The following is a 24,914-nucleotide window of genomic DNA, read 5'->3' on the forward strand; positions in this document are numbered from 1 at the left end:
AGAAGCCATGGCCCCGCTTCCGGTTCCGGGCAGGCGATGGATGGCAGGCGTCGTGGCCGGCTGTCTGCTATTGGAGGCTGATCCGGGTAATGCCCGCAGGTAGATGTTTGATCAAGAGGCGATTGTCTTCGAGCGCCTCCGCCGTCGCTTCAGAACGGCTCAGCTTCAAGTTCATTGGCAATTGCAGGCTGAGGCCGTCGATGGGGGCGGTGGCTGTCAGATCGATGACCGTCTCGGCGCCTTCGCGACTCACGTCTATCTCTAACTGATCACGGGCGGACCACCAACCGCCGAGCTGCGCCAGGGTGCCGAACCAGGTGAAGGGCTGCAGCTGCGGAATGACTGACTCCAAAAAGCGATACTTGTGCTCGATTTCGTTGGGGTGGACGAGAATGACGAAACTCCCGCCATAGCGGGCAATCTGGCGCGCCAGCAAAACTGCGTCGTTGTCGCGCTGATCCATGACAGGGGCAATTTCGTCTTCCACCGCAATCGGGAATTCGAAAATGGAGGTTTCTCGTCCGTATAGACGGTCGTGATTGGCGCGGTAGGGCAGGTGAGTGGTGACGTTGCCGGCGGTTTCGGAGGAACCGAAACGATACCCCGAAGCCTCCATCGCCTGGGGCAGACTCGGAGGGGTGGCCAGATAGCCCGGCCGAAATGAAACCACTTCGGCATCGCTCAGATGTTCGAGCAGAAATTTGCTGATCCGCAGCTCGCCCAGCACGCTGGCGTTACGGGTGTCACCCGGCGCTTTCACGCGAGGCTGGTAACCCGGATAGGCTTCCTGCCCATCGCCGATGGGGACCGACGCGTACATATCCGAATGACTGACGGAGTGGCTGGCAATCTCCATCCCGGATCGCTGCAGGCTGTCGATCATCCCGAGCGTCCGGTCGTTGAAGAAGCCTTCATCTTGGAAGTCGCGGTAGTACTTGGTCTGAATGAAGAACGTTGCGGGCACCTCCAGCTGCAAAAGCAGGTCCTGATACGCCTTCAGGTGTTCCATCGAATCCACATAATCGACATCGAAGCTCACCACTGCGGCGAGGCGTTTGCCCTCTGGCGCGGCCTCCAGCGTGACCGCCAGCGGCTCGCGCTAGTGGTACAGCTCGCGGATCCAGCGCAGCCAGACGTCCACATAAGGTTCGTAGCCGTTGGCGTAGCTGCGGTACCCCTGGTCGTTTCGATCGCCGTGGGCACGCATGATGAAGAAGCCTAGATCGAAGCCAAGTGCATAGGCCGCACCGCCGCTGGCATCCGCCCGGCGGACCAGCGCCGGCGAGCCGTCGTCGAACCGTGCCAGCACAGTGTCGGCGCCCTCATAGACCTGGGTCCCCATCCAGGCGTCGGGATTGTCCGGATTGCCGAGCAGAACCGACCGCTCGTGCGGGTGGTTCAACCAGGCCAAGGATGGCTCCGTAGCGGCGGCATCGTCGATAAAATCGATACGGTGATGGCTGCGCGACTCGCTTACCGCAGCGAAGCCGAACAAGTCCTGCAGCCCCCCACCGAGCACCTGTGTCGCGACCAGTGTTCCGCCGTGCGTCACATGCCGGCGTAGTGCAACGAGCGCTTGCTCGTCGAGATGACGGCCCGAAAGAGTCGGGTAGGCGAGCACCACCTTGTGTCGGGTAGCCTGCGCCGCGTCCCGGGTGATGGTGAAGGGCACGCCGATGCTCTTCAGGCCATGCGCCAGGCCCAGCCAGGCGGAGTTCTCGTCGGTCAGCAGTATCGCCAGTCGCGATGCCGAACCGTTCTGATAAAGACGCCAATCGGTGCGGGTATCGGCGGCAATCCGGCTGCGTTCTTGCGGGCCCTGCAAGGTATCGAAGCGGGCAAAGGTGTTGCGTTCCAGATACGCAATCACACCAAAGGCGAGGAGGGCTGCAGCGCCCAGAACGACAACGGCGCGGAGCAGCGACGACAGGTGGTACCAGCGTGGCAAGGGGACCTCGGCATCTGACGTAAGGCTTGGACCGTACGGGTAAACCGCAACCTCGTCTACACATTGGCGCGCCTGGATTTAATGCAGCGGCGTTCCGGAACCATCGGAACTCTTTTGATGGCTAATTGATCTCAGTATGACGCGGGTTCCCCGCGCTTATCTCCGTTGACCAGTGTTGTTGTGCGGCCCTCGCGCAGCGTATGTGACTGGATGTCGAGCAAGGTGAAAGGAATGAAACGCTTTGTCGTACTGGATAGTTTTCGCGGTGTTTGTGCGGTTGCGGTGGTGTTGTTCCATACCCAGATATTGCTGAGTTTCTCCGAGCTCAGTCTTTTTCGGCACGCTGATCTGTTCGTCGAGTTCTTCTTCGTGCTGAGTGGTTTCGTCATGTTCCATGCCTACGGGACCCGCGAGTTCGGCCCGCAGACGCTCAAACGCTTCGTCATCAGCCGGACGTTTCGCCTGTACCCGCTCCATCTGCTGATGCTGGTGGTTTTCATCGGCTTGGAGTTCGGCAAGCTCTTTGCCGAACACCATGGATTCTCGTTCAACGACCCGGCATTCAGCGGCAAGACCGCCCCAAGCGAAATCCTGCCCAACGCCTTGCTACTGCAAAGCTGGATCAGCAGCTTCAACAGCCTCTCGTTCAATACGCCAGCCTGGAGCATCAGCATCGAGTACTACCTGTACATGCTGCTGGGCCTGGTGCTGCTGTGGGCGCCGCGTTATTGCGGGCAGGTACTGGCGTTGGCCACGCTGGTGTCTTTCGCCGCGTTGTACGTCGAGCTGGACGTGATCAAGCCGTTCATCTGGCGTGGCGCTTCGTGCTTCTTTGCCGGCGCGCTGACCTACCAGCTCTATCGGCGTCTGGAGCCGGCCATCAGCCGCATGGATGACCAGCCGTTTTTCAATGTGCTGGAAGTGCTTTGCCTGCTGCTGGTGTACCGCACGCTCACCCATGAAACGCCGCATCAGGGCATCCTCGCCAGCCTGCTGTTCTGCGTGGTGGTGCTGGTGTTCGCCAACGAGCGCGGCGTGGTCTCACAGCTGTTGCAGCGGCGCGGCTTTGCGCGTCTGGGGGAGCTTTCGTTCTCCATCTACCTGACCCACGCGGCGGTGATCTTCGCCTTCACCAGCGCTGCGGTGGTGTTGTCCAAACTCACCGGAACGGACTACACGGTCATCCTGCAGCAACCGGACAGCGACCAGATCATGCGTTACATCAGTTCGGGCAGCCAGTTGATAGACGACCTGCTCACGCTGCTGGAGCTGGCGATGGTGCTGGCCGTGTCGACCTTCACGTATCACTACGTCGAGCTGAAGGGTATCGAGGTCGGCCGCCGCCTTGCGCGCAGCGAGTCGCTGCGGCTATCGCAGGTCTGAATCGGCGCTGACGAACAATTCATCGGGAGGGCGAGGCCCTTCCGACGGCGGCAGGACTGGCTCCGGGGAGGATGCCGGGCCGGACGGTTGGATAGCGGGATAGGCCTGGTGCAGGGGTGTCTGTTCTTCGCCATCGACAACCCAGGTCAGCGTCGCCTCGACTCGACTGTCTTCGGACAAACCTAGACGGTTATTCAGCGGGCATTGTGTCTCGGGCCCGCTGACCAGCTTGCCCGATTGGCGGCTGCGGCTGGTGCCGGCACGTCCGCGGGTCAGCACTTCGAGCTGATAGGTCAGTGGGTGGGGTTGCGCGCTGCTGAAGCACAGCCGCAAGCGCAGCTGGTCGTTGTCAGGGCTCAGTTCCAGCCGCGCCTCGACGGGTGCGGCAGCGGTGGTCAGCATCAGGGTTGCCAGGATGGGCGTGAACATGGGCGGGCACTCATGGCCGGAGCGATTAGCCGATGCGGCTTACTGCTGAACACCTACTGCTGAACAATGGTGGCCTGGTTGCCGCTGCCCGACTGCTGGATCACGGCGTGCATGCTCGCGGCGCTTTGAGTGATTGCGGCCGCGTTCGCAGTCCCGACCTGGCTGATGCGAGCCTCGTTGTATTCGGCCAACTGGCGAATGTCGGCCAGGTTGCCGTCGCCGGTCTGCACGACACTGGCCTGGTTGCCATCGAACCATTGCACCAGTTCGACATCGTTGCCGTTGCCAACCGATGAGCCGCGGAAACCGTTGCCGCGCCCGCTCTGCTCCAAGGCCAGGCGATTATCGTCACCGAGTTGCTGGAAAACGACTTCGCCGAACAGTGTGTTTTGCATGATCTGCGCACTGTTCCGGTTGCCATTCTGGGCCAGTTGCAACTGGCCGGCATCGCCCTGGTCGATGTTGGCCAGGTTGTTGTCGCCGACCTGGTAAACGGCCAGCTGGGTACCGTGGTAGACGCCGTCCTGAGTGAGCGTCACCGAGTTGTCGTTACCTATCTGATAGGCCTCGGCCTGGGCGAAGCCCTGTTGTGTGGCGGAGATGAAGTTGCCGTCACCGACACTGCTGAGTTTGAGGTCGTTTGCGTACCAGATCTGGTCGACCTCGGCGCGGTTGCCGGTTCCCTGTTGATAGACGCCCGCCGTTGCGAAATAGCTTTCAGGGCCCTGGTAGACGGCGACGTTGTTGTCACTGCCGACCTGCACGACGCTGGCTAGGTTCGACTCGGTGAACTGGGCGACCGAAGCGTCGTTGCCCGAACCGTTCTGCCTGATCACGGCTTCGTTGAGCACGCCGGTCTGCTCAGCGCTGGCCAAGTTGTCGCTGCCGGTCTGTTCGATCAGGGTGCGGTTGTCGGCGTACAGGTATGGGGCTGTGGTCAGCAGCACGGCGAGTGTGAAGAGTGGCAGGCGGCTGCGCATGGCAAAGTCCCTTTTTGGTCGGCTGGTTATTGATGTTGCACGATCTGAACGTGCTGGCCGCTTCCGTATTGAATGACGCTGCTACTCAAGCCACTGCCGAGTTGCTCGATGCTGGCGTTGTTGTTGGCGCCGATCTGGGCGATGGCGGCCTGGTTTGCGCTGCCGATCTGGCTGATGTTCGCGAGATTGCCTTGGCCGACCTGAAGGATGCTGGCCAGCTGGTTTTCGCCTTGTTGCAGAATGAAGGCCTGCTGGTCGCTGCCCTGCTGAACGATGCCGGCCAGTTGCCGGTCACCGATCTGGCTGAGCTCGGCCAGGTTGTCGTTGCCTTGCTGCAGCACTTGTGCGCTTTGCCCGTCCAGCGGTAACGCCAGCATGGCGGGCGATTCGAGCCTGAGCGGACCCTCGGCAAGGTCGCTGTTGTCCAGCAGGTCGGCGGCCTGCGAGGAGGCGTGGCCGATGAGCAGAAGCGCGGCGAGCAAGCCGCGGCGAATTAGCGCTAGACGATCCATGCAGGCACCTCGGAATGATGCTCGGATTCTTGACTGGCAGCGAGCCGCTGAACATCCATCGAACGGGCCAAAACCTCAGCGCCACGATGGGCGGGAGGATTAATCCCTGGCGCGAATTACAGTTCATCGCGGTCCATGTCGAAGGTGTCCTGCAGCAGGTTTTCGAGCTTGCTGCGGCTGATTTCCTCCACAATGAGCTGCGCCGCCTGTGCCGCGATCGGCTCGATTTCCGCCGCGTTGGGCTGCAGGAAGCGTCGGTAAACCGTGCGTTGCCCGTACTCCACCCAGACCAGGCTGCCCCAGCGAGCCGACGGGCGCTCGCGAACCACCAGATCGGCGTCGAGGTCGCTCGCGTCCTGCAATCTGGCACTCAAATAGCGGTGAAAATCATGGCCGAAGCGGCTGATGGTGTTGTCGATGATCAGCCCGCTCAGCTCTGCCTCGGTCTGAGCCTGCCCTGTGGCCGCTTGCGCCTGCATCGTGGTGAGCAGCGCAAGCAGCGCCAGGCCGAGCGTCAGGCGTGACACGACTCGGACCAATCCAGCCGGCCGCGCAGCAGAAACGCCGCTTCGGCGCGGTTGGAAGCGCCGATCTTGCGCAGCAGATTGTGGATATGGCTCTTGATGGTATGGGGGCTCAGGCACAGCTGCTCGGCAATCTCGGCGTTGGACAGCCCTTTGCCGGCCAGGCTGAGAATCTCGCGCTCGCGCAGGGTCAGGGACGGCTTGCTGCCGGCCAGCTGACGCATACGCCGCCACTGGCTGAGCAGGCGCTCGGTCAGTACCCTCGGCAGCCAGTCGCCGCCGTCGAGCAGGACCTGAATGCCATCGAGCAGGTGCTCCCGGGTGGCGTGGCTATAGAAGACGCCGCGAATGCCGGGGTGCTTGTCGACCAGCAGCTCGGCTTGCTCGGGTGCGATGTTCACCAGCGCCACGGGGGTGTGCTCTTCGAGCTGGTCGAGAAGTTTCGAGAGCTGGTCGGTCTGGCTGTTGCCCGCGTCGACGAGATAGAGGTCGCTGGTCTCGCGCACGTTCTCCTCGATCCGGGCCAGGGCCACGTCGAGCTGGGCCTGTTCGCCGAGGAAGTGCCTGAAGAACAAGCCCAGGAGTTCATTGCCGGTGAGCAGAGTGACGGTAGGCCGCGTACGTTCCTGGTGGGTGAAATCCGCTTCGTCCATGGTCGATCCTTGGTCTGGGTGCCGTTATGCCACATAGAAAAGTTACTAAACGACCGACACTCATGGACGAAGTTCAGCATTTACGCGTCGATTGGGCGGGGATCTGCGCTGGCATGGCAATAACCCGACGAGCGGTTGACTGATCGAATCGAGGGGATGGATGGACTAAGGTGAGTCAATCACCCGTTCGATGGAGCCGGCATGAGCGAACCCCAACGCGAACTGACACCGCGCGCACTGGTTACCGGTCTGCTACTCGGCGCCTTGCTGACGCCCTCGAATGTCTACTCCGGGCTGAAGATCGGCTGGTCGTTCAACATGTCGATCATCGCGCTGTTGGTCGGTTTCGCCTTCTGGCAGAGCCTGGCGCGCACCATGCGGCGACCGGCCTGGTCGCTGCATGAGAGCAACATCAACCAGACCGCCGCCTCCTCGGCGGCCTCGATCATTTCCAGCGGACTGGTGGCGCCGATACCGGCCTATACGCTAATCACCGGTCAGCAGTTCGATACGCTGCCGTTGATGGCCTGGGTGTTCTCGGTGAGCTTTCTGGGCATCTGGGTCGCCTGGTTTCTGCGGCCCTCGCTGATCATCGAGGGTGGGTTGCGGTTTCCCGAGGGCATGGCGACCTTGGCGACGATGCAGCAGATCTACAGCCACGGCGCCGAAGCGGCGCGGCGCCTGCTGGTGCTCGGCGCCGCCGCCCTGCTGGCCGCGCTGAGCAAGCTGGTCGACAGCCTGTTCTGGGCGCTGCCGCGCTGGGCGCCGAGCATGCAGCTGGAACGCCTTACGTTCAGTCTGGAGCCCTCGCTGTTGCTGGTGGGCTTCGGCGGCATCATCGGCTTGCGGGTAGGCCTGTCGCTGTTGCTCGGCGCCGTGCTGGCGTGGGGGCTGCTCTCGCCCTGGCTGATCGGCGAAGGTCTGGTCGTCATGCCGGCCGAAGCGCGCGGACCGCAATTCGCGCTGCTGATCGAGTGGCTGCTCTGGCCCGGGGTCAGCCTGATGGTCTGCGCTACCTTGACTTCCCTCGGCTTGCGTACGGTTCGCGCCCGCCGCGCGCCTGATGCTTACGGGCGGAGCCCGCGTCGGCCCAGTAACGTACCGCTGCTCGGGTTGGCTTCGGCCGCGTTGTTGGTGGTGGGCATGCAGATGGCCTTGTTCGATATCCGCCCGCTGATGGCCGCGCTGTCCATCCCGTTGGCGGTACTTCTGGCCATGGTAGCTGCGCGAGTGGTGGGTACCACGGGTATTCCGCCGATCGGCGCAATCGGCCAGCTATCGCAGTTGAGCTTCGGCATCATCGCGCCGGGGCAGGTGGCGATCAATCTGATGAGCGCCAATACCGCCGGTGGGGCGGCAGGGCAATGCACCGACCTGCTCAACGACTTCAAGGTGGGGCACGCCATCGGGGCGGCGCCGTCACGCCAGGTGGTCGCGCAGTGCCTGGGCATACTGGTTGGCAGTCTGGTAGGCGTGATGGTTTATCAGCTGCTGATCCCCGATCCGCAGGCGATGTTGATCACCACTGAGTGGCCAGCGCCCGCGGTGGCGACCTGGAAGGCCGTCGCCGAGGCGTTGACCGTCGGGCTCGGGTCGATTGGCCCTGACATTCGCTGGGCAATGCTGATCGGTGCCCTGGTCGGTGTCGTTCTGGGGATACTCGAGGGGCTCGCCTCGGTAACCCGTCTGCGCTGGCTGCCTAGCTCCGCCGCGTTGGGCCTGGCCTTCATCATTCCCGCCTCGATTTCAATGATGATGGCCTTCGGCTCGCTGCTGGCGTGGGTGTTCGCGGCGCGCTGGGGCAGTCTCGCCGAGCGGTTCGTGATCGTCGCGGCAGCCGGGCTGGTCGCCGGCGAGAGCATGGCCGGCGTCGGCATTTCGCTTTGGCAGCTGTTGCGCTGAGACGGAGCGCCCGCGCTACGCACGTTGCGGCCCAAAACAAGGCGACGAACGGTCTTTTCCGGCAATGGGCGACGAACGGTTTGCCGTACCGCGCGGCTTGGTCCGGCGCTTTGCGCCCATTGGCAACATTTTGTCGTGCGTTCGGTGCAACCCCTGCGCCTGGTGGATGCCCCAATAGAGGTAACCCACGGAAACAGGAGTACACACATGCAAATGACGAAATTGGCTGCCTTGACTCTGGCCGGTCTGATGTCCACGGGTGTTTTCGCCGCGGGTACCACCAGCACCGACAGCGCCACCAGCGGAGAAACCAAACACGAGTCGATGGACGGAAAGACCACCGACGACACCAATCGCTCGGGTCTGACCACCGGCGCGGGCACCACCACCGGTAGCGGCGAGCCGGCAGGCCCTGGCACCGGGACCGGCACCAGCGTCGGCAACACCACCGGGACGGGTAACAGTGCAACCGGAGCGGGCACCGGGTCTGGTACCGGTACCGGTAGCGGTGGCTCTGGCGGCAGCAACTGATTGGACCGCAGCCAGACCCAAGCCCCGGCCTCTCGCCGGGGCTTCTACATGTGACAGCACTGTCGCCTGGAGTCTCGCCAGGGTTTGCGTACCGCGGCTGAGCTGTCCTTCGAGGAGCAGGCCATGGACTCACGCCTATTGTTTTTCATCGCAAGCCTTGTGCTGGCGGGCTCAGCCAGCGCGACCGGTACTGGGCCGACCCTGCCGGAAAAAAGCCGAGAGCATCCGTTGGACAATCGCGAGCCGCGCCAGGAGGTGATCGACCGGCAGGATGAGCGCCAGCCTCGTCCGCCCACGCTCGAGGCTCCGCCGGAAGTGCCGCCGCAGGACCCGGTCGAGCGCGGTCTTCCTGCCGACCAGCCAGAGCGCCGCGGCAGTGACGCGCACACCGACAGTACGCCGGCCAGCTGAAACCTCGACGCCAATGAAAAAGGGAGGCCTAAGCCTCCCTTCATACCCGCTGCGCGGCGATTTAGAACAGTACGCGGCTGCGGATGGTGCCGTTGACCTGCTGCAGTTTTTCCAGCGCCAGGTCCGAGTACTCCTTGTCCACGTCGATCACCACGTAGCCGACCTTGTCATTGGTCTGCAGGAACTGGCCGCAGATGTTGATGCCGTTGTCGGCGAACACCTTGTTGATCTCGCTCATCACGCCGGGGATGTTCTGGTGGATGTGCAGCAGGCGGTGCTTGCCCGGGTGAGACGGCAACGCGACTTCGGGGAAGTTGACCGAAGACACCGAGGTGCCGTTGTCGCTGTACTTGACCAGCTTCTCGGCCACTTCCAGACCGATGTTGGCCTGCGCTTCGGCAGTCGAGCCACCGATGTGCGGTGTCAGGATCACGCGATCCAGGCCGCGCAGCGGGCTTTCGAATTCTTCATCGTTGGACTTGGGCTCGACCGGGAACACGTCGATGGCGGCACCGATCAGGTGCTCGTCCTTGATCGCTTCGGCCAGATGGTCCAGTTCGACCACGGTGCCGCGGGCGGCGTTGATCAGGATGCCGCCCTTCTTCATGGCGCGGATTTCCTTCTCGCCGATCATCCATTGGGTAGACGGCAGTTCCGGTACGTGCAGGGAGACGATGTCGCACATGCCCAACAGTTCGTACAGCGAGCCGATCTGCGTCGCGTTGCCCAGCGGCAGCTTGGTCACCACGTCGTAGAAATAGACCTGCATGCCCAGGCTTTCGGCAAGTACCGACAGCTGAGTGCCGATCGAGCCGTAACCGATGATGCCGAGCTTCTTGCCGCGAATTTCGAACGAGTTCGCCGCGGACTTGATCCAGCCACCGCGATGGCAGGACGCGTTCTTCTCCGGGATACCGCGAAGCAGCAGGATGGCTTCGGCCAACACCAGTTCGGCGACCGAACGGGTATTGGAGTAGGGCGCGTTGAATACCGCGATGCCCAGTTCGCGGGCGGCGTTGAGGTCGACCTGGTTGGTGCCGATGCAGAAACAGCCGACGGCGATCAGTTTGTTCGCGGCTTCGAAGACTTCCTTCGTGAGCTGCGTGCGCGAACGGATGCCGATGAAGTGGACATCGGCAATCTTCTCCTTCAGCTCCGCATCGGTCAGCGCAGTCTTGAGGTACTCGATATTTGAGTAGCCTGCGGCCTTGAGGGTGTCGACCGCGTTCTGGTGAACGCCTTCGAGAAGAAGGAACTTGATCTTGCTCTTGTCGAGAGAGGTCTGGCTCATCTGCATTAAAACCTTAAGGCCGAAGGGAAGGACAAAGTGTCCAGCGAAGGCTGGCCAGCCCGGTAGCACCGGTGCCGGGAGTCTGCCGTGGCACGTTTCAAAGGGGTGCGTATGCTAGCATACGGGCCCCCCGAAACACTCCCTGTCCTGAGCTGAAGCGTACTCAGGGTGACCATGAATCGAATGAGAGTTCCGATGATGACCGATTCCGTCCTGATCGACGAGCTGAAGGCCCTGGTCGAGCCCGGCAAGGTGCTGACCGATGCCGATTCACTGAATACCTACGGCAAGGATTGGACCAAGCATTACGCGCCGGCTCCCACAGCCATCGTCTTCCCGAAAACCGCAGAGCAGGTGCAGGCCATCGTGCGCTGGGCCAACGAGCGCAGGGTCGCGCTGGTGCCGTCCGGCGGTCGCACCGGGCTGTCCGCTGCGGCCGTAGCGGCGAACGGGGAGGTGGTCGTCTCCTGCGACTACATGAATCAGATTGTCTCGTTCGACGAGATGGATCGCACCGTTGTCTGCCAGCCGGGCGTGATCACCGCCCAGCTGCAGCAGTTTGCCGAGGACAAGGGGCTCTACTATCCGGTGGATTTCGCCTCGGCCGGTTCCAGCCAGATCGGCGGCAACATCGGCACCAATGCCGGCGGGATCAAGGTGATTCGCTATGGCATGACCCGCAACTGGGTAGCGGGTCTGAAGGTGGTCACCGGCAAGGGCGACCTGCTGGAGCTGAACAAGGACCTGATCAAGAACGCCACCGGCTATGACCTGCGCCAGCTGTTCATCGGCGCCGAGGGCACGCTGGGCTTCGTCGTCGAGGCCACCATGCGCCTGGAGCGCCAGCCTACCAACCTCACCGCGATGGTGCTGGGCACGCCGGATTTCGATTCGATCATGCCGGTGCTGCACGCCTTCCAGGACAAGCTGGACCTGACCGCCTTCGAATTCTTCTCCGACAAGTGCCTGGACAAGATCCTCGGCCGCGGCGACATCACGGCGCCCTTCGAAACCCGCACGCCGTTCTATGCGCTGCTCGAATTCGAAGCGACCACCGAGGAGCGCGCCGAGCAGGCCCTGGCGACCTTCGAACGTTGCGTCAACGAAGGCTGGGTGGTCGACGGCGTGATGAGCCAGAGCGAGCAACAACTGCAGAACCTCTGGAAGCTGCGTGAGTACATCTCCGAGACCATCTCGCACTGGACGCCCTACAAGAACGACATCTCGGTCACCGTCTCCAAGGTGCCGGCCTTCCTCGCCGATATCGACGCGATCGTTACGCGTAACTATCCGGATTTCGAGGTGCTCTGGTACGGCCATATCGGCGATGGCAACCTGCACCTGAATATCCTCAAGCCCGAGGCGCTGTCCAAGGATGCGTTCTTCGACAAGTGCGCCGCGGTCAACAAGTGGGTATTCGAGACGGTCGAACGATACAACGGCTCGATTTCCGCCGAGCATGGCGTCGGTATGACCAAGCGCGATTACCTGACCTATAGCCGTTCAGAGGCCGAGATTGCCTACATGAAGGCGATCAAGGCGGTCTTCGACCCCAACGGCATCATGAACCCGGGCAAGATTTTCGCCTGACGCCTGCGCTTGGCCTTGTCGCCAGCTTGCCGCTCCACTGAGGATTTCGCATGAACTACAAGCATCAGTACACCGACGGCACGACCATTCATTACCCGTTGGGCAAGGTGGTCTGCATCGGCCGCAACTACGCCGAACATGCCAAGGAGTTGAACAATCCGGTGCCGACCGAGCCGCTGCTGTTCATCAAGGCCGGCAGTTGCACGGTGCCGCTGGAGGGTGGATTCGGCATTCCTAGCGACCGTGGCGCCGTGCACTACGAGGCGGAAATCGCCGTGCTGATCGGCAAGCCGCTGTCGCGCAAACCGAATGAAGAGGAAGTGCGCGACGCCATCTCCGGCTTCGCCCCGGCGTTGGACCTGACCCTGCGCGACGTGCAGGCCAAGCTGAAGGAAAAGGGCCACCCTTGGGAAATCGCCAAGAGTTTCGACGGTGCCTGCGTGCTGGCGCCGTTCGTGCCGGGCGATGCGGTGCAGGATCTGGCCGATATCGGCATCCGTCTGACCATCAACGGTGAAGTGCGCCAGGACGGCAACAGCAGCCAGATGCTCAACGCCATCCTGCCGCTGCTGCAGCACATCGCCGGGCATTTCAATCTCCAGCCCGGCGACGTGGTACTGACCGGCACGCCCGCTGGCGTCGGCCCGCTGAATCAGGGCGACCAGCTGGTGCTCGAGCTGGTCGGGCTGTGCCGTTTCGAGAGCCGCGTGCTCTGACCGCCTCGCGACCGAGCGCATCGCGCGCCGGTCGCCGTATCCCTGCCGCTCCCGACCGTGCTGTAATCGGGCCCCTGTCGCCAAGAAGCCAGCAATGACTGCGATTCCAGCCCGGCCGTCGCGCCTGCGTCGCTGCCTCTATCTCTTATTGTTCATTACCGTCTGCGCGGCCTTGCTGACCGGCTGGCTGCTGCATTGGAACGACCAGCTCGGCCTCTACTGGCAAGAGCAGTCGGTGGATGCCGAACAACGCGCGGCCAGCGTCTGGTTGCCCGACTACGAACTGGTGCTGGAAACGACCCTGGTGGGTCTGGAAGAGGACCAGACCTCGGGGCTGACCTGGAATCCGGCGACCGGCACCCTGTTTACCGTGACCGGGCGAAATCCACAGCTGATCGAGTTCTCCCCCGGTGGCGTGGTGCTGCGGCGTATCCAACTGACCGGGTTCTCCGACCCCGAAGCGGTCGAGGCGCTGGACGACGGACGCATGGGCATCGTCGACGAGCGGCGGCGGCTGGTCGCGGTGTTCCGGTTGCCTCCCGGTGTTGAAAGTCTGGATCTCGCGCAGATGTCCAGCTATGACCTGGGCTTCGAGGAGTCCGGCAACAAAGGTTTCGAGGGCCTGGCCTGGAATCCGCGAACCCGGCGCCTGCTGCTGGCCAAGGAGCGCGATCCGCAGGGCCTGTTCGAACTGTCGATACCGGACGATGGCGGCCTGGCCGGTGCGCTCGAAGCATTGCCCGAGCAACCGCTACTGGTGCGTGACATCTCGTCGGTGACCATCGATCCGCGCACCGGTCATACGCTGATGCTGTCCGACGAGTCGCGACTGCTGGTCGAGCTCGATCTGCAGGGTCGGCCGCGCAGTTTCATCCGGCTGCTCGGCGGGCTCAATGGGCTCATCGATGGTATCGATCAGGCCGAGGGCGTCGCCATGGATGAGCGCGGCAATATCTATGTCGTCGGCGAGCCGAATCGATTCTACGTTTTCAGCCGGCGACGGTGATACCGAGCGCGCAGCGTGGTCATAGCGCAGCGGTTGCGGCTCGTCGGTTAAGTTTCGGCTAAGCGAAGCGGCGGACAATCGCGCTTCCTTTCCGATAGACGAGTGGCTCCATGCGTCGTGGTTTAAAAGTACTTCTGGTTGCCCTGATCGGCCTCGCCCTGCTACTGGCCATCGCCGCCGGCCAGCACTACAAGCTGTTCGAGCGTGCCTGGTTCAACCTTACCCAGTGGTACCAAGGCGACACGCGCCGGGCCGCTTCGTTGTGGCTGCCCGACTACCATGCGGTTGTCCAGGCTCGCCAGGTGGAGGGCATCGACGATGACCTGTCGGCGCTTACCTTCGACCCCGACCGCCGTAGCCTGATCGCAATCACTAACGGCTCCCCGCAGCTGCTCGAACTCAGCCTCGAAGGCAAACTGCTGCGTTCGATTGCGCTGGTGGGGTTCGGTGACCCGGAAGCCATCGAGTACATCTCTCGCGGTGTCTACGTGATCAGTGACGAGCGGCTGCAGCGCCTGTTGCGTGTGGAAGTCGGCGAACACACCGAGCGGATCGACGCGGCAGCTAGCCAGCAGCTCTCGCTGGGCCTCGGACAGAATGGCAATAAGGGATTCGAGGGTCTGGCCTATGATGCCGCCGGTAAACGGCTATTCGTCGCCAAGGAACGCGACCCCGTGCGCATCTACGAGGTGCAGGGCTTTCCCTTCGCCGACAACGGCCAGCCGTTGGCCGTACACGTCAGCGACGATCTCGAGCGCGACGCCGGTCTGTTCGTACGGGACCTGTCCAGCCTGCAATTCGACGCGCGGACCGGTCACCTGCTAGCGCTGTCGGACGAGTCGCGTCTGGTCGTCGAGCTCGATACCCGCGGCGAACCCATCAGCACGCTGTCGCTACGAGCGGGCCGGCATGGCCTGGACAGCGACGTGCCGCAGGCCGAAGGCGTCGCACTGGGGCCGGACGGCACCCTGTACCTGGTGAGCGAGCCGAATCTGTTCTACGTGTTCCGCAAGGACGATTAGCTCGTCCCGTTGCGGCTCACTCAGGCTTCAGCGTCTGCACCCCGTCTGGCGTTCCGAGCAGCAGAATGTCGGCCGGGCGCGCGGCGAACAGGCCGTTGGTAACCACGCCGACGATGTTGTTGATCTGCGCCTCGACCTCGGGAGCGAAGCCGATCATCAGGTTATGCACGTCGAGGATGATATTGCCGTTGTCGGTCACCACGCCTTCGCGATAGACCGGATCACCGCCCAGCTTGACCAGTTCGCGGCCGACATGGCTGCGTGCCATGGGAATGACCTCCACCGGCAGCGGGAAGGTACCGAGCCGATCCACCAGCTTGCTGGCATCGGCAATGCAGATGAACGTCTTGGCCACGGCCGCGACGATCTTCTCGCGGGTCAGAGCCGCGCCGCCGCCCTTGATCAGTTCCAGATGGCGGTTGGTTTCGTCGGCCCCGTCGACGTAGAACTCAAGCTCTGCAACCGAGTTGAGGTCATACACCGGGATGCCGTGGCCCTTGAGGCGTTCGGCGGTGGCATCGGAGCTGGCCACGGCACCGTCGAAGGCGCCCTTGTGCTTGGCCAGCAGATCGATGAAGAAGTTGGCGGTGGAGCCGGTGCCGACGCCGACGATGCTGCGGTCGTTGAGCTGCGGAACGATGAGGTCGACGGCTGCCTGGGCGACGGCCTGCTTGAGTTGATCCTGGGTCATGGCGTAAGGCTCCGGGCGAGAGGAAACGAGGGGCGAAAGTATAGCGGGGCCGCACCGGTGGGTCTGTACGCGATGCGGAAACGCCGTTTGCCGTTCTGATTGTCGGTGGTCGGCGGCTGGTTCGCGGGGTAGACTCGTGGGCCCCGCAACGCCCGCCAAGATAGCCCACGATGCTCGAAAACTACGTCAAGAAGATCCTCACCTCGCGCGTCTATGACGTCGCCGTCGAAACCCCCTTGCAGCCCGCCCGCCAGCTTTCCGAGCGGCTGGGCAACCAGATTCTGCTCAAGCGCGAGGATCTGCAGCCGGTGTTTTCCTTCAAGATCCGCGGCGCCTACAACAAGCTGGCGCAGCTGTCTCCCGAGGAGCTGGCGCGTGGCGTGGTCACCGCCTCGGCGGGCAACCATGCTCAGGGCCTGGCGCTGGCGGCGCGGGAACTGGGTATCAAGGCGACCATCGTGATGCCGCGTACCACGCCAGAGCTGAAGGTTCAGGGCGTCCGCGCCCGCGGCGGCAAGGTGGTGCTGCAGGGCGACGCCTTCCCTGAGGCGCTGGCCTATTCGCTGAAGCTGGTCGAGGAAAAGGGCTACGTCTATATCCATCCTTATGACGATGCGCACGTGATCGCCGGACAGGGCACGGTGGCCATGGAGATCCTGCGCCAGCACCAGGGTCGGCTCGATGCGGTGTTCGTGCCGGTGGGCGGCGGCGGGTTGATCGCGGGCGTGGCCGCGTACATCAAGTACCTGCGACCGGAGGTCAAGGTCATCGGCGTCGAGCCGGACGATTCCAACTGCCTGCAACAGGCCATGGCGGTGGGTGAGCGTGTGGTGTTGCCGCAGGTCGGGCTGTTCGCCGACGGCGTGGCGGTGGCGCAGATCGGCCAGCACACGTTCGACATCTGCCGGCACCATGTCGATGAGGTGATCACCGTCAGCACTGACGAGATCTGTGCGGCGATCAAGGACATCTACGACGACACCCGCTCGATCACCGAGCCGGCCGGCGCCCTGGCTGTGGCCGGGATCAAGCGCTACGTCGAGCGCGACGGCGTCCAGAATCAGGTGCTGGTCGGCATCGACTCGGGTGCCAACGTCAATTTCGATCGGCTGCGCCATGTGGCCGAACGCGCCGAGCTGGGCGAGAAGCGTGAGGCGATCATCGCCGTGACCATCCCGGAAGAGCCGGGCAGCTTCAAGGCCTTCTGCGAGGCCATCGGCAAGCGCCAGATCACCGAGTTCAACTACCGCTACCACCAGGACCGCGAGGCGCACATCTTCGTCGGCGTACAGACCCATCCAGAAAACGATCCGCGCGCGGCACTGGTCGAAGGGCTGCGGGCCAAGGGCTTCCCGGTGCTCGACCTCACCGACAACGAGCTGGCCAAGCTGCACACCCGGCACATGGTCGGCGGGCATGCGTCCGGCGTCAGCGATGAGGTGGTCTATCGCTTCGAGTTTCCCGAGCGGCCCGGGGCGCTGTTCAACTTTCTCAACAACCTGGGCGGGCGCTGGAACATCTCGATGTTCCATTACCGCAACCACGGCGCCGCGGACGGGCGAGTGGTTGCCGGCCTACAAGTGCCAGCCGAGGAGCGCCACCTGCTGCCGGCGGCGCTGGACAAGATCGGCTATCGCTACTGGGACGAAACGGACAATCCCGCCTACCAACTGTTTCTCGGCTGAATGCCGTACCGCGAGGATCGATGGAACACTATCAGCTGCTGAACATCACCCACGCCGCCCTGGCGATTCTGCTGACCCTGGGGCTGATCGCGCACATCGCCATGCTGTGGAAGGCCTGGCGCAAGGCCGACCCGGCGGTGGTGCAGCGGAAGCTGCGGCGTACCCGGCTGATGTCGCTGCCGCTGCTCGCCGTGCTGGGATTGCTGTTGCCGGCCACCGGCGGCTGGCTGGCGCATCTGGCCGGCTTGCCGCTCGGCCAGCTGTGGCTGCTGGCCAGCTCGATCCTGTTTCTGGTGCTGGTGCCGCTCACGCTGCTGCTCGGCGGCCGGCTACGCGCCTGGCAGGCGCTGGGTGACGCCCCGGCGCCGGTTGCCCTCCCACGTCTGGCGCTGGTTTATGCCGGGCTGATCCTACTGATCTTGGTGGCGATCATGGGGCTGATGGGCGCCAAGCCGGTCTGATTCGCACGCTGTTTATCGGTGTCAGCGGCTTTATCGGCAGGCAAAGCCCCGCTGCTTCAAGCTTCCTGCCGCCTGCCGCCTGCCGCCTGCCGCCTCAGCGCAGCGATAGGATCGCCCAGCCGCGCTGTTCGGCGATGGCGCGCAGGGTCGGGTCCGGATCGACTGCCACCGGATGGCTGACACGCTCGAGCAGCGGCAGATCGTTGCGTGAGTCGCTGTAGAAGTAGGCGTCGTCCAGGCTCTGGTCGTTTTCCTGCAGCCAGCGCTCGATCCGCGTGACCTTGCCTTCCTGAAAACAGGGCACATCGGTCAGCCGCCCGGTGTAGCGGCCGTCCTGCATCTCGCATTCGGTGGCCAGCAGGGTATCGACGCCCAGCCGCTTGGCGATCGGTCCGGTGATGAAGCGATTGGTGGCGGTGATGATCACCACCCGGTCGCCCGCTTCATGGTGCTGGCGCACCAACGCCTCGCCCTTCGCCAGAACGATAGGCTCGATATGGTCGCGCATGAACTCGGCGTGCCATTGCTGTAGCTGGCTCATGTCGCTGCGGCCAAGCAGCTCCTGGCAGAAGTTCTGGTACTGCAACACGTCCAGTTCGCCCGCCAGGTAATCCTGATAGAAGGCATCGTTGCGGGCGCGATAGGCGTCGGCATCGACCAGCCCGCGCTGGCAAAGGAATTCGCCCCAGGCATGGTCGCTGTCGCCGGCCAATAGGGTGTTATCGAGATCGAATAGAGCCAGGCGCACGCTGCGTTCCTCGGGCGATGAAAGGAGGGCGAAGCATAGCGGGATTGCCCGCTGCCTGGCACCCTCGCGCCGTATGGCAACGGGTTGGGCCGGGTTGATCAATGGCCGTTCAGCGTGCTTTCTGCTTTTCGTCTTTTTGTGGAACAATGCCGCGACATGCGTTTGCGAGGTTGTATGCCGTGATCGACTCCGATGGTTTTCGCCCCAATGTCGGCATCATCCTGACCAATGACGCCGGCCAGGTGCTCTGGGCCCGGCGGATCAACCAGGATGCCTGGCAGTTTCCGCAAGGCGGAATCAATCCACGTGAAACGCCCGAAGAGGCGCTTTACCGCGAGCTCAATGAAGAAGTGGGCCTTGAGCAGCAGGATGTGAAAATCCTCGCCTGCACTCGCGGCTGGTTGCGCTATCGTCTGCCGCAGCGCCTGGTGCGAACTCATAGTCAGCCGCTGTGCATCGGGCAGAAGCAGAAGTGGTTCCTGCTGCGCCTGACCGGCGCCGAGGACCGGGTGCGCATGGATCTGACCGGCAAGCCCGAGTTCGACGGCTGGCGCTGGGTCAGCTACTGGTACCCGCTGGGGCAGGTCGTCACCTTCAAGCGCGAGGTTTATCGTCGCGCCTTAAAAGAACTCGCCCCGCGCCTGTTGGCGCGGGACTGACGGGAGAAAGCCCCTGAGCATGCTCGGCACGCTGCGCAAGATTGTCCAGGAAGTCAACGCTGCCAAGGACCTCAAGGCGGCCTTGGGCATCATTGTGCTGAGAGTTCGGGAGGCCATGGCCAGCCATGTCTGCTCGGTCTACCTGCTCGATCCGGAGTCTGGTCGCTTCGTCCTGATGGCCACCGAAGGTCTGAACAAGAAGGCCATCGGCAAAGTCAGCATGGCGCCCAACGAGGGCCTGGTCGGCCTGGTCGGTACACGCGAAGAACCACTCAATCTCGAGCACGCTTCCGAACACCCGCGCTATCGCTACTTCGCTGAAACCGGCGAAGAGCGTTTCGCGTCCTTCCTCGGCGCGCCGATCATCCACCATCGGCGGGTGATGGGCGTTCTGGTCATCCAGCAGAGGGAACAGCGCCTGTTCGACGAGGGCGAAGAAGCCTTCCTCGTGACCATGAGCGCGCAGCTCGCCGGGGTCATCGCCCACGCCGAGGCTACGGGTTCGATCCGCGGGTTGGGCCGGCAGGGCAAGGGCATTCAGGAAACCCGTTTCATCGGCATTCCCGGTGCGCCCGGTGCGGCGGTGGGTACGGCGGTGGTGGTGCTGCCGCCGGCGGACCTTGATGTCGTGCCGGACAAGACGATCAACGACATTCCCGCCGAACTCGAGCTTTTCGAGTCCGCGCTCGAGGCTGTCCGCGCCGACATGCGTGCATTGTCGGAGAAGCTGGCCACGCAGATGCGCAAGGAAGAGCGCGCGCTGTTCGACGTCTACCTGATGATGCTCGACGACTCCGCCCTCGGTGGCGAGGTCACCAAGGTTATCCGCACCGGCCAGTGGGCGCAGGGCGCGTTGCGCCAGGTCGTCAGCGACCACGTCGGGCGCTTCGAGATGATGGACGACGCCTACCTGCGCGAGCGCGCCTCGGACGTCAAGGACATCGGCCGGCGCCTGCTCGGCTATCTGCAACAAGCCCGCCAGCAGACCCTGACTTATCCGGACAACACCATCCTGGTCAGCGAGGAGCTGTCGCCGTCGATGCTCGGCGAAGTGCCGGAAGGCAAACTGGCGGGCATGGTTTCGGTACTCGGCTCGAGTAACTCGCACGTGGCGATCCTCGCCCGCGCCATGGGCATTCCCACGGTAATGGGGGCGGTGGACCTGCCGTATTCGAAAGTCGACGGCATCGAGCTGATCATCGACGGCACCCGCGGAGAGATCATCACCAATCCGGCCAAGGTGCTGCGCGAGCAATACCTGGTCCTGGCCGAGCAGGAGCGTCAGCTCTCCGCAGGCCTGGACATCCTCCGTGAGTTGCCCTGCGAAACCACCGACGGCGTGCGCATACCGCTGTGGGTCAATACCGGGCTGCTCGCCGATGTGGTGCGCGCCCAGGAGCGTGGCGCCGAAGGGGTGGGCCTGTACCGCACCGAAGTGCCCTTCATGATCAAGGAGCGCTTCCCCAGCGAGAAGGAGCAGATGGCGATCTATCGCGAACAGCTGCAGGCCTTCCATCCGCTGCCGGTGACCATGCGCAGCCTGGATATCGGTGGCGACAAGAGCCTGCCGTATTTCCCGATCAAGGAAGAGAATCCCTTCCTCGGCTGGCGCGGTATCCGCGTGACCCTAGACCACCCGGAGATCTTCCTGCTGCAAACCCGCGCCATGCTCAAGGCCAGCGCAGGACTGAACAACCTGCGCATCCTGCTGCCGATGATTTCCGGCACCCGTGAGCTGGAAGAGGCGCTGCACCTGATTCACCGCGCCTGGGGCGAGGTGCGCGACGAGGGCACCGACGTCGAAATGCCGCCGGTGGGGGTGATGATCGAAGTCCCGGCAGCGGTCTACCTGACCCGCGAGCTGGCACGCCAGGTCGACTTCATCTCGGTCGGCTCCAACGACCTGACCCAGTATTTGCTGGCGGTCGATCGCAACAACCCGCGGGTCGCCGATCTCTACGACTACCTGCATCCGGCGGTACTCGAGGCCCTGCAACGCATCGTTCGCGAGGCACATGACGAGGGCAAACCGGTGAGCATCTGCGGCGAAATGGCCGGCGACCCGGGGGCGGCGATCCTGCTGCTGGCCATGGGCTTCGACAGCCTGTCGATGAACGCCACCAACCTGCCGAAAGTGAAGTGGATGCTGCGCCAGATCAGCGCGGCGATGGCCAGCGAGTTGCTGACCAAGGTGATGGTCATGGACAGCCCGCAGGTGATTCACGCCACCGTACAGCTGACGCTGCGCAACCTCGGCCTGGACCGCATGGTCAATCCGTCGGCGGCGCTCTAAGGCGCGTTCATCTGGCCGCACGGCGGCAGATCGATCCGGCTGTCGCCCAGCGGGCCGGTTGGCCCGAAGCGGCGTTCGGTGATCTGCGTCGCACCATTGGCATGGCGGATCAGGACGGTGCTGGCGCGGGTACCGTAGTCGGTGCCGGCGATGAATACGCTGGACAATCGCTTTTCCCATTCATACGGCACGCCAGTGCAGGGCAGCTCTTCATCAGCGGCCAGTTGCGGATCGCTTAACAAGCGCAACAGCAACTCGGCCTGCGACTCCTCGATCTGCTCCTCGATACAGTCCCGTAGTGCCTGGCGAGCGCGCAAGAGCTTCGGCCATGGCGTGTCCAGCGCTGCGTTGGAAACGCCGTAGATCCCTGCAGGCAGCTGTTCCGGCGTGCCCCGCTGTGAATTGAGATACCACAGGTGATGCTCGTCTCCGACCAGCAGGTTGAAACCCGAGTAGTGCTCGAGGTGGCCCGACAATTCGGTCAGGTACGCCTGGGGCGATAACTCCCCGCGCAAATAGCGCTCCGGCAGTTCACCCCGGGAACGCGTTCCGAGCGGGGCGCCTGGTGCACGAATGTTGGTCAGCGCGGCGAAACGGCCGCCAGCGCCGATCCCGAGCCAGGTGCCGCCGGCCTGCAGGTCGCGCCCGGCAATGACGGTGGGCGCCGCTTCCCAAGCGGCCAACGGCAGGCTGGGCCGTGCGTGGAATTCGTCACGGTTGGCGGCGACGATCAGCGGCAACGCATGCCCGGGGCGCCAGGCGAAGACGATCAGACACATAGGAAAGCCGAAGAAGACGCTGGAAGCTGGAGGCTAGACGAAAAGCCGGCCGGCATTCCAGTCCATTGATGCCGGAGCGGCTCGAAACGCTTTCTGCCAAGCCTCCGGCTTCAGCCTTCAGCCCGCTTTTCCGCTACCATGCGGCTTTGCTTTTCAGGGTGTCCCGATGGAGTTCGTGCTTTACCTGCTGCTGGGCGGCTGTGCTGGTGTGCTGGCGGGATTGTTCGGAGTCGGCGGCGGGATGATCATCGTCCCGGTGTTGGTCTTCAGTTTTACCCTGCAAGGGTTCGATCCGTTGGTGCTGACCCATATGGCGGTCGGCACCTCGCTGGCGACGATCATGTTCACCTCGTTGAATTCGATCCGGACACATCACCTCAAGGGCGCTGTGCTGTGGCCGGTGGTGCTGTGGATGACCATCGGCATCCTGCTCGGCGCGGCGCTGGGCAGCGTGACCGCCGCGGCCATCCAGGGGCCGATGCTGCAGAAGATCATCGGCGTGTTCGCCATCGCCATGGCGATCCAGATGGCCTTCTCGCTGCAGCCCAAGGCCAGCCGCGGCGTACCCGGCAAACCGGGCCTGACGCTGGCGGGCGTGGTGGTCGGCTGGGCTTCGGCGATCTTCGGCATCGGCGGCGGATCACTCACGGTGCCCTTTCTCAGTTGGCGCAGCGTACCCATTCAACGGGCGGTCGCGACCTCGGCCGCCTGTGGGTTGCCCATCGCCATCGTCGGCGCATTGAGTTTCGCCGTGGTCGGCTGGCAGGATGCGCACCTGCCTGAGTGGAGCCTGGGTTTCGTTTATCTGCCGGCAGTGCTGGGCATCGCCATCACCAGCGTATTTTTCGCGCGTGTCGGCGCCAACTTGGCGCATCGGCTGCCGGCGCTGGTGTTGCGGCGGCTGTTCGCATTGCTGCTGCTGGCCGTTGGTATCAATTTCTTGATCTGAGGAAAACCGGATGCTGCCTTATCCGCAGATAGACCCTGTGGCCGTTTCGCTAGGCCCGCTGCAAATTCATTGGTACGGGCTGATGTATCTCATCGGCATCGGTGGGGCCTGGCTGTTGGCGTCCCGCCGGCTGCACCGCTTCGACCCCAGCTGGGACAAGGACAAACTCTCCGACCTGGTGTTCTGGGTCGCCATGGGCGTGATTGTCGGGGGCCGGCTCGGCTACGTGCTGTTCTACGATCTGCCGTCCTACCTCAACGATCCGACACTGATCTTCCAGGTCTGGAAGGGTGGCATGTCGTTCCATGGCGGCCTGATCGGCGTGCTGCTGTGCACCTGGATTTTCGCCCGGCGCAACGGCAAGAAATTCTTCGAGCTGATGGACTTCATCGCACCCTTCGTGCCCATCGGGCTGGGTGCCGGGCGCATCGGCAATTTCATCAATGCTGAACTCTGGGGCAAGGCGAGCGATGTGCCCTGGGCGATGGTGTTTCCGACCGATCCGCAGCAATTGGCGCGGCACCCCTCGCAGCTCTATCAGTTCGCCCTGGAAGGTGTGGCGTTGTTCGTCATCCTCTGGATTTACTCCAGCAAGCCGCGCCCGACCATGGCGGTGTCCGGTCTGTTCGCCGTGTGCTACGGGATTTTCCGCTTCATCGTCGAATTCGTGCGAGTGCCCGACGCTCAACTCGGCTACCTGGCGTTTGGCTGGTTGACCATGGGGCAGTTGCTCTGCGTGCCCATGGTGCTGATCGGCCTCGGCATGATCGTCTGGGGCTACCGCCACGAGCCGGCCAAGGCCCCGGCCTGATCGCAACCGTCCGGCTGGTCGCCAAGTGCGCGACAAGCCGGACGCCGCCTTTTACTATGTCCTGCCTCCTTGTCACCGCGCCTCGGCGCCCGCTTCGAGCCCATCGATGAAACAGTATCTCGACCTGATGCGCCATGTGCGCGAGAACGGCACCTTCAAGAGCGACCGCACCGGTACCGGCACCTACAGCGTCTTTGGCTACCAGATGCGCTTCGACCTGGCCGACGGCTTTCCGCTGGTGACCACCAAGAAGTGCCACCTCAAATCCATCATTCACGAGCTGCTGTGGTTCCTTCAGGGTGATACCAATATCAAATACCTGCAGGAAAACGGCGTGCGGATCTGGGACGAGTGGGCCGACGAGAACGGCGAGCTCGGCCCGGTCTACGGCTACCAATGGCGCAACTGGCCGGCCCCCAACGGCGAGTCGGTGGACCAGATCGCCAAGCTGGTGGAGATGATCAAGACCAAGCCGGACTCGCGCCGGCTGATCGTCTCGGCCTGGAATCCGGCGCTGGTCGACCAGATGGCGTTGCCGCCGTGCCATGCGCTGTTTCAGTTCTACGTCGCCGAGGGCAAGCTCAGTTGCCAGTTGTACCAGCGCTCTGCGGACATCTTCCTCGGCGTGCCCTTCAACATCGCCAGCTATGCGCTGCTGACCCTGATGGTCGCGCAGGTCTGCAATCTGCAACCGGGTGACTTCATCTGGAGCGGCGGCGACTGCCACCTGTACGCCAACCACCTGGAGCAGGCCGATCTCCAACTGACCCGCGAACCGCTGCCGTTGCCGACGATGAAGCTCAACCCGGCGGTGGAGGACCTGTTCGCCTTCCGCTTCGAGGACTTCGAGCTGGTGGGGTACGAAGCGCACCCGCACATCAAAGCGCCTGTCGCCGTGTGATCCGCCGGTGCCGCCCGGTTGGTAGCGGCGCCGAAGTGC

26 protein-coding genes are annotated in these 24,914 nt (G+C 63.4%); 15 read left to right on the forward strand and 11 right to left on the reverse strand.

All coding sequences use genetic code 11. The features are described 5' to 3' along the window. Positions 1-67: 67 nt before the first annotated feature. Both KCX70_RS01645 and KCX70_RS01650 read right to left on the reverse strand, forming a co-directional pair. Positions 68-1,009 (reverse strand): polysaccharide deacetylase family protein, encoded by a 942-nt coding sequence (locus tag KCX70_RS01645; protein ID WP_212619087.1) that lies wholly within the window; start codon positions 1,007-1,009, stop codon positions 68-70. A gap of 90 nt (positions 1,010-1,099) precedes the next feature. Then, entirely contained in the window at positions 1,100-1,948 is an 849-nt protein-coding gene (locus KCX70_RS01650) for a hypothetical protein (RefSeq protein ID WP_212619088.1), read from the reverse strand. A 231-nt stretch (positions 1,949-2,179) separates the two neighbouring features. On the opposite strand from KCX70_RS01650, the gene KCX70_RS01655 reads away from it, so the two are divergent. Then, positions 2,180-3,331 (forward strand): acyltransferase family protein, encoded by a 1,152-nt coding sequence (locus tag KCX70_RS01655; protein WP_212619089.1) that lies wholly within the window; start codon positions 2,180-2,182, stop codon positions 3,329-3,331. Here KCX70_RS01655 and csgH read toward each other — a convergent pair. The 5 genes from csgH to KCX70_RS01680 form a co-directional block, all read right to left on the reverse strand. Beyond that, entirely contained in the window at positions 3,317-3,760 is a 444-nt protein-coding gene (csgH, locus tag KCX70_RS01660) for a curli-like amyloid fiber formation chaperone CsgH (protein ID WP_212619090.1), read from the reverse strand. The genes KCX70_RS01655 and csgH overlap by 15 nt on opposite strands. A 53-nt stretch (positions 3,761-3,813) precedes the next feature. Then, complete coding sequence (locus tag KCX70_RS01665) at positions 3,814-4,740, reverse strand: hypothetical protein (protein WP_212619091.1); 927 nt, start codon at positions 4,738-4,740, stop codon at positions 3,814-3,816. A gap of 26 nt (positions 4,741-4,766) precedes the next feature. Next, positions 4,767-5,252: a curli production assembly protein CsgB gene (locus KCX70_RS01670; protein WP_212619092.1), complete on the reverse strand. Its 486-nt coding sequence runs from the start codon at positions 5,250-5,252 to the stop codon at positions 4,767-4,769. Positions 5,253-5,368: 116 nt separating this feature from the next. Then, positions 5,369-5,731: a CsgE family curli-type amyloid fiber assembly protein gene (locus KCX70_RS01675; protein WP_102851963.1), complete on the reverse strand. Its 363-nt coding sequence runs from the start codon at positions 5,729-5,731 to the stop codon at positions 5,369-5,371. 35 nt (positions 5,732-5,766) lie between these two features. After that, a complete protein-coding gene (locus KCX70_RS01680) occupies positions 5,767-6,351 on the reverse strand; it encodes a helix-turn-helix transcriptional regulator (protein WP_102851962.1) in 585 nt (194 codons plus the stop codon). Between the two features lie 279 nt (positions 6,352-6,630). Between KCX70_RS01680 and KCX70_RS01685 the strand changes: the two genes are divergently transcribed. The 3 genes from KCX70_RS01685 to KCX70_RS01695 all read left to right on the forward strand — a co-directional run bounded on the left by KCX70_RS01685 (position 6,631) and on the right by KCX70_RS01695 (position 9,273). After that, positions 6,631-8,331 (forward strand): OPT family oligopeptide transporter, encoded by a 1,701-nt coding sequence (locus KCX70_RS01685; protein WP_212619093.1) that lies wholly within the window; start codon positions 6,631-6,633, stop codon positions 8,329-8,331. A gap of 207 nt (positions 8,332-8,538) precedes the next feature. Further along, entirely contained in the window at positions 8,539-8,862 is a 324-nt protein-coding gene (locus KCX70_RS01690) for a hypothetical protein (RefSeq protein ID WP_102846402.1), read from the forward strand. A 123-nt stretch (positions 8,863-8,985) separates the two neighbouring features. After that, positions 8,986-9,273: a hypothetical protein gene (locus KCX70_RS01695; RefSeq protein ID WP_212619094.1), complete on the forward strand. Its 288-nt coding sequence runs from the start codon at positions 8,986-8,988 to the stop codon at positions 9,271-9,273. A 61-nt stretch (positions 9,274-9,334) separates the two neighbouring features. On the opposite strand, the gene serA is transcribed toward KCX70_RS01695, so the two are convergent. Continuing rightward, positions 9,335-10,564, reverse strand: coding sequence for a phosphoglycerate dehydrogenase (gene serA, locus KCX70_RS01700; RefSeq protein ID WP_031310846.1), 1,230 nt, complete (start codon positions 10,562-10,564; stop codon positions 9,335-9,337). Between the two features lie 198 nt (positions 10,565-10,762). Between serA and KCX70_RS01705 the strand changes: the two genes are divergently transcribed. From KCX70_RS01705 to KCX70_RS01720, 4 genes are all read left to right on the forward strand, one after another. Then, positions 10,763-12,154, forward strand: a complete 1,392-nt coding sequence (locus KCX70_RS01705) for an FAD-binding oxidoreductase (protein WP_212620271.1) — start codon at positions 10,763-10,765, stop codon at positions 12,152-12,154. A 50-nt stretch (positions 12,155-12,204) separates the two neighbouring features. After that, a complete protein-coding gene (locus KCX70_RS01710; protein WP_212619095.1) occupies positions 12,205-12,870 on the forward strand; it encodes a fumarylacetoacetate hydrolase family protein in 666 nt (221 codons plus the stop codon). Positions 12,871-12,973: 103 nt separating this feature from the next. Then, positions 12,974-13,876, forward strand: coding sequence for an SdiA-regulated domain-containing protein (locus tag KCX70_RS01715; protein WP_392604183.1), 903 nt, complete (start codon positions 12,974-12,976; stop codon positions 13,874-13,876). Between the two features lie 110 nt (positions 13,877-13,986). Continuing rightward, entirely contained in the window at positions 13,987-14,898 is a 912-nt protein-coding gene (locus KCX70_RS01720) for an SdiA-regulated domain-containing protein (protein ID WP_212619097.1), read from the forward strand. 16 nt (positions 14,899-14,914) lie between these two features. On the opposite strand, the gene rpiA is transcribed toward KCX70_RS01720, so the two are convergent. Then, positions 14,915-15,589 carry a ribose-5-phosphate isomerase RpiA gene (rpiA, locus tag KCX70_RS01725; protein WP_021207243.1) on the reverse strand — a complete coding sequence of 225 codons (675 nt, stop codon included), beginning with the start codon at positions 15,587-15,589 and terminating at the stop codon, positions 14,915-14,917. Positions 15,590-15,759: 170 nt separating this feature from the next. Here rpiA and ilvA point away from each other — a divergent pair, with 170 nt between their 5' ends. Both ilvA and KCX70_RS01735 read left to right on the forward strand, forming a co-directional pair. After that, complete coding sequence (gene ilvA, locus KCX70_RS01730; RefSeq protein ID WP_212619098.1) at positions 15,760-17,274, forward strand: threonine ammonia-lyase, biosynthetic; 1,515 nt, start codon at positions 15,760-15,762, stop codon at positions 17,272-17,274. Between the two features lie 20 nt (positions 17,275-17,294). Further along, on the forward strand, positions 17,295-17,735 hold the full coding sequence (locus KCX70_RS01735; protein WP_212619099.1) for a DUF2269 family protein: 441 nt from the start codon (positions 17,295-17,297) through the stop codon (positions 17,733-17,735). A 94-nt stretch (positions 17,736-17,829) separates the two neighbouring features. On the opposite strand, the gene KCX70_RS01740 is transcribed toward KCX70_RS01735, so the two are convergent. Next, the gene (locus KCX70_RS01740; RefSeq protein WP_212619100.1) at positions 17,830-18,483 is read right to left on the reverse strand and encodes an HAD family hydrolase; all 654 of its coding nucleotides are present in this window, start codon (positions 18,481-18,483) and stop codon (positions 17,830-17,832) included. A gap of 179 nt (positions 18,484-18,662) precedes the next feature. Here KCX70_RS01740 and KCX70_RS01745 point away from each other — a divergent pair, with 179 nt between their 5' ends. Both KCX70_RS01745 and ptsP read left to right on the forward strand, forming a co-directional pair. Then, positions 18,663-19,142, forward strand: a complete 480-nt coding sequence (locus tag KCX70_RS01745; protein WP_031310843.1) for an RNA pyrophosphohydrolase — start codon at positions 18,663-18,665, stop codon at positions 19,140-19,142. A gap of 19 nt (positions 19,143-19,161) precedes the next feature. Continuing rightward, positions 19,162-21,435 carry a phosphoenolpyruvate--protein phosphotransferase gene (gene ptsP, locus KCX70_RS01750; RefSeq protein ID WP_021207238.1) on the forward strand — a complete coding sequence of 758 codons (2,274 nt, stop codon included), beginning with the start codon at positions 19,162-19,164 and terminating at the stop codon, positions 21,433-21,435. On the opposite strand, the gene KCX70_RS01755 is transcribed toward ptsP, so the two are convergent. Continuing rightward, positions 21,432-22,214, reverse strand: coding sequence for an NRDE family protein (locus KCX70_RS01755; protein ID WP_212619101.1), 783 nt, complete (start codon positions 22,212-22,214; stop codon positions 21,432-21,434). The two genes, ptsP and KCX70_RS01755, sit on opposite strands and share 4 nt — an antisense overlap. A gap of 166 nt (positions 22,215-22,380) precedes the next feature. Between KCX70_RS01755 and KCX70_RS01760 the strand changes: the two genes are divergently transcribed. From KCX70_RS01760 to KCX70_RS01770, 3 genes are all read left to right on the forward strand, one after another. Continuing rightward, entirely contained in the window at positions 22,381-23,163 is a 783-nt protein-coding gene (locus KCX70_RS01760; protein WP_102851674.1) for a sulfite exporter TauE/SafE family protein, read from the forward strand. Positions 23,164-23,173: 10 nt separating this feature from the next. After that, positions 23,174-23,974 (forward strand): prolipoprotein diacylglyceryl transferase, encoded by an 801-nt coding sequence (gene lgt, locus KCX70_RS01765; protein WP_212619102.1) that lies wholly within the window; start codon positions 23,174-23,176, stop codon positions 23,972-23,974. Between the two features lie 106 nt (positions 23,975-24,080). Next, positions 24,081-24,875: a thymidylate synthase gene (locus tag KCX70_RS01770; RefSeq protein ID WP_212619103.1), complete on the forward strand. Its 795-nt coding sequence runs from the start codon at positions 24,081-24,083 to the stop codon at positions 24,873-24,875. Positions 24,876-24,914: the final 39 nt, after the last annotated feature.

The sequence above is a fragment of the Stutzerimonas stutzeri genome, assembly GCF_018138085.1.
GTDB classification, from domain to species: domain Bacteria; phylum Pseudomonadota; class Gammaproteobacteria; order Pseudomonadales; family Pseudomonadaceae; genus Stutzerimonas; species Stutzerimonas stutzeri_AI.

Bases quoted from the DNA above. Each gene is read 5' to 3' on its own strand.
- KCX70_RS01770 (WP_212619103.1), top strand. From the start codon at position 24,081: ATGAAACAGTATCTCGACCTGATGCGCCATGTGCGCGAGAACGGCACC.
- KCX70_RS01695 (WP_212619094.1), top strand. From the start codon at position 8,986: ATGGACTCACGCCTATTGTTTTTCATCGCAAGCCTTGTGCTGGCGGGC.
- ptsP (WP_021207238.1), top strand. From the start codon at position 19,162: ATGCTCGGCACGCTGCGCAAGATTGTCCAGGAAGTCAACGCTGCCAAG.
- csgH (WP_212619090.1), bottom strand. From the start codon at position 3,760: ATGTTCACGCCCATCCTGGCAACCCTGATGCTGACCACCGCTGCCGCA.
- KCX70_RS01685 (WP_212619093.1), top strand. From the start codon at position 6,631: ATGAGCGAACCCCAACGCGAACTGACACCGCGCGCACTGGTTACCGGT.
- KCX70_RS01690 (WP_102846402.1), top strand. From the start codon at position 8,539: ATGCAAATGACGAAATTGGCTGCCTTGACTCTGGCCGGTCTGATGTCC.
- KCX70_RS01665 (WP_212619091.1), bottom strand. From the start codon at position 4,740: ATGCGCAGCCGCCTGCCACTCTTCACACTCGCCGTGCTGCTGACCACA.
- KCX70_RS01735 (WP_212619099.1), top strand. From the start codon at position 17,295: ATGGAACACTATCAGCTGCTGAACATCACCCACGCCGCCCTGGCGATT.
- KCX70_RS01675 (WP_102851963.1), bottom strand. From the start codon at position 5,731: ATGCAGGCGCAAGCGGCCACAGGGCAGGCTCAGACCGAGGCAGAGCTG.
- lgt (WP_212619102.1), top strand. From the start codon at position 23,174: ATGCTGCCTTATCCGCAGATAGACCCTGTGGCCGTTTCGCTAGGCCCG.
- KCX70_RS01645 (WP_212619087.1), bottom strand. From the start codon at position 1,009: ATGGAACACCTGAAGGCGTATCAGGACCTGCTTTTGCAGCTGGAGGTG.
- KCX70_RS01705 (WP_212620271.1), top strand. From the start codon at position 10,763: ATGACCGATTCCGTCCTGATCGACGAGCTGAAGGCCCTGGTCGAGCCC.
- KCX70_RS01760 (WP_102851674.1), top strand. From the start codon at position 22,381: ATGGAGTTCGTGCTTTACCTGCTGCTGGGCGGCTGTGCTGGTGTGCTG.
- KCX70_RS01710 (WP_212619095.1), top strand. From the start codon at position 12,205: ATGAACTACAAGCATCAGTACACCGACGGCACGACCATTCATTACCCG.
- rpiA (WP_021207243.1), bottom strand. From the start codon at position 15,589: ATGACCCAGGATCAACTCAAGCAGGCCGTCGCCCAGGCAGCCGTCGAC.
- serA (WP_031310846.1), bottom strand. From the start codon at position 10,564: ATGAGCCAGACCTCTCTCGACAAGAGCAAGATCAAGTTCCTTCTTCTC.
- KCX70_RS01755 (WP_212619101.1), bottom strand. From the start codon at position 22,214: ATGTGTCTGATCGTCTTCGCCTGGCGCCCCGGGCATGCGTTGCCGCTG.
- ilvA (WP_212619098.1), top strand. From the start codon at position 15,760: ATGCTCGAAAACTACGTCAAGAAGATCCTCACCTCGCGCGTCTATGAC.
- KCX70_RS01655 (WP_212619089.1), top strand. From the start codon at position 2,180: ATGAAACGCTTTGTCGTACTGGATAGTTTTCGCGGTGTTTGTGCGGTT.
- KCX70_RS01720 (WP_212619097.1), top strand. From the start codon at position 13,987: ATGCGTCGTGGTTTAAAAGTACTTCTGGTTGCCCTGATCGGCCTCGCC.
- KCX70_RS01670 (WP_212619092.1), bottom strand. From the start codon at position 5,252: ATGGATCGTCTAGCGCTAATTCGCCGCGGCTTGCTCGCCGCGCTTCTG.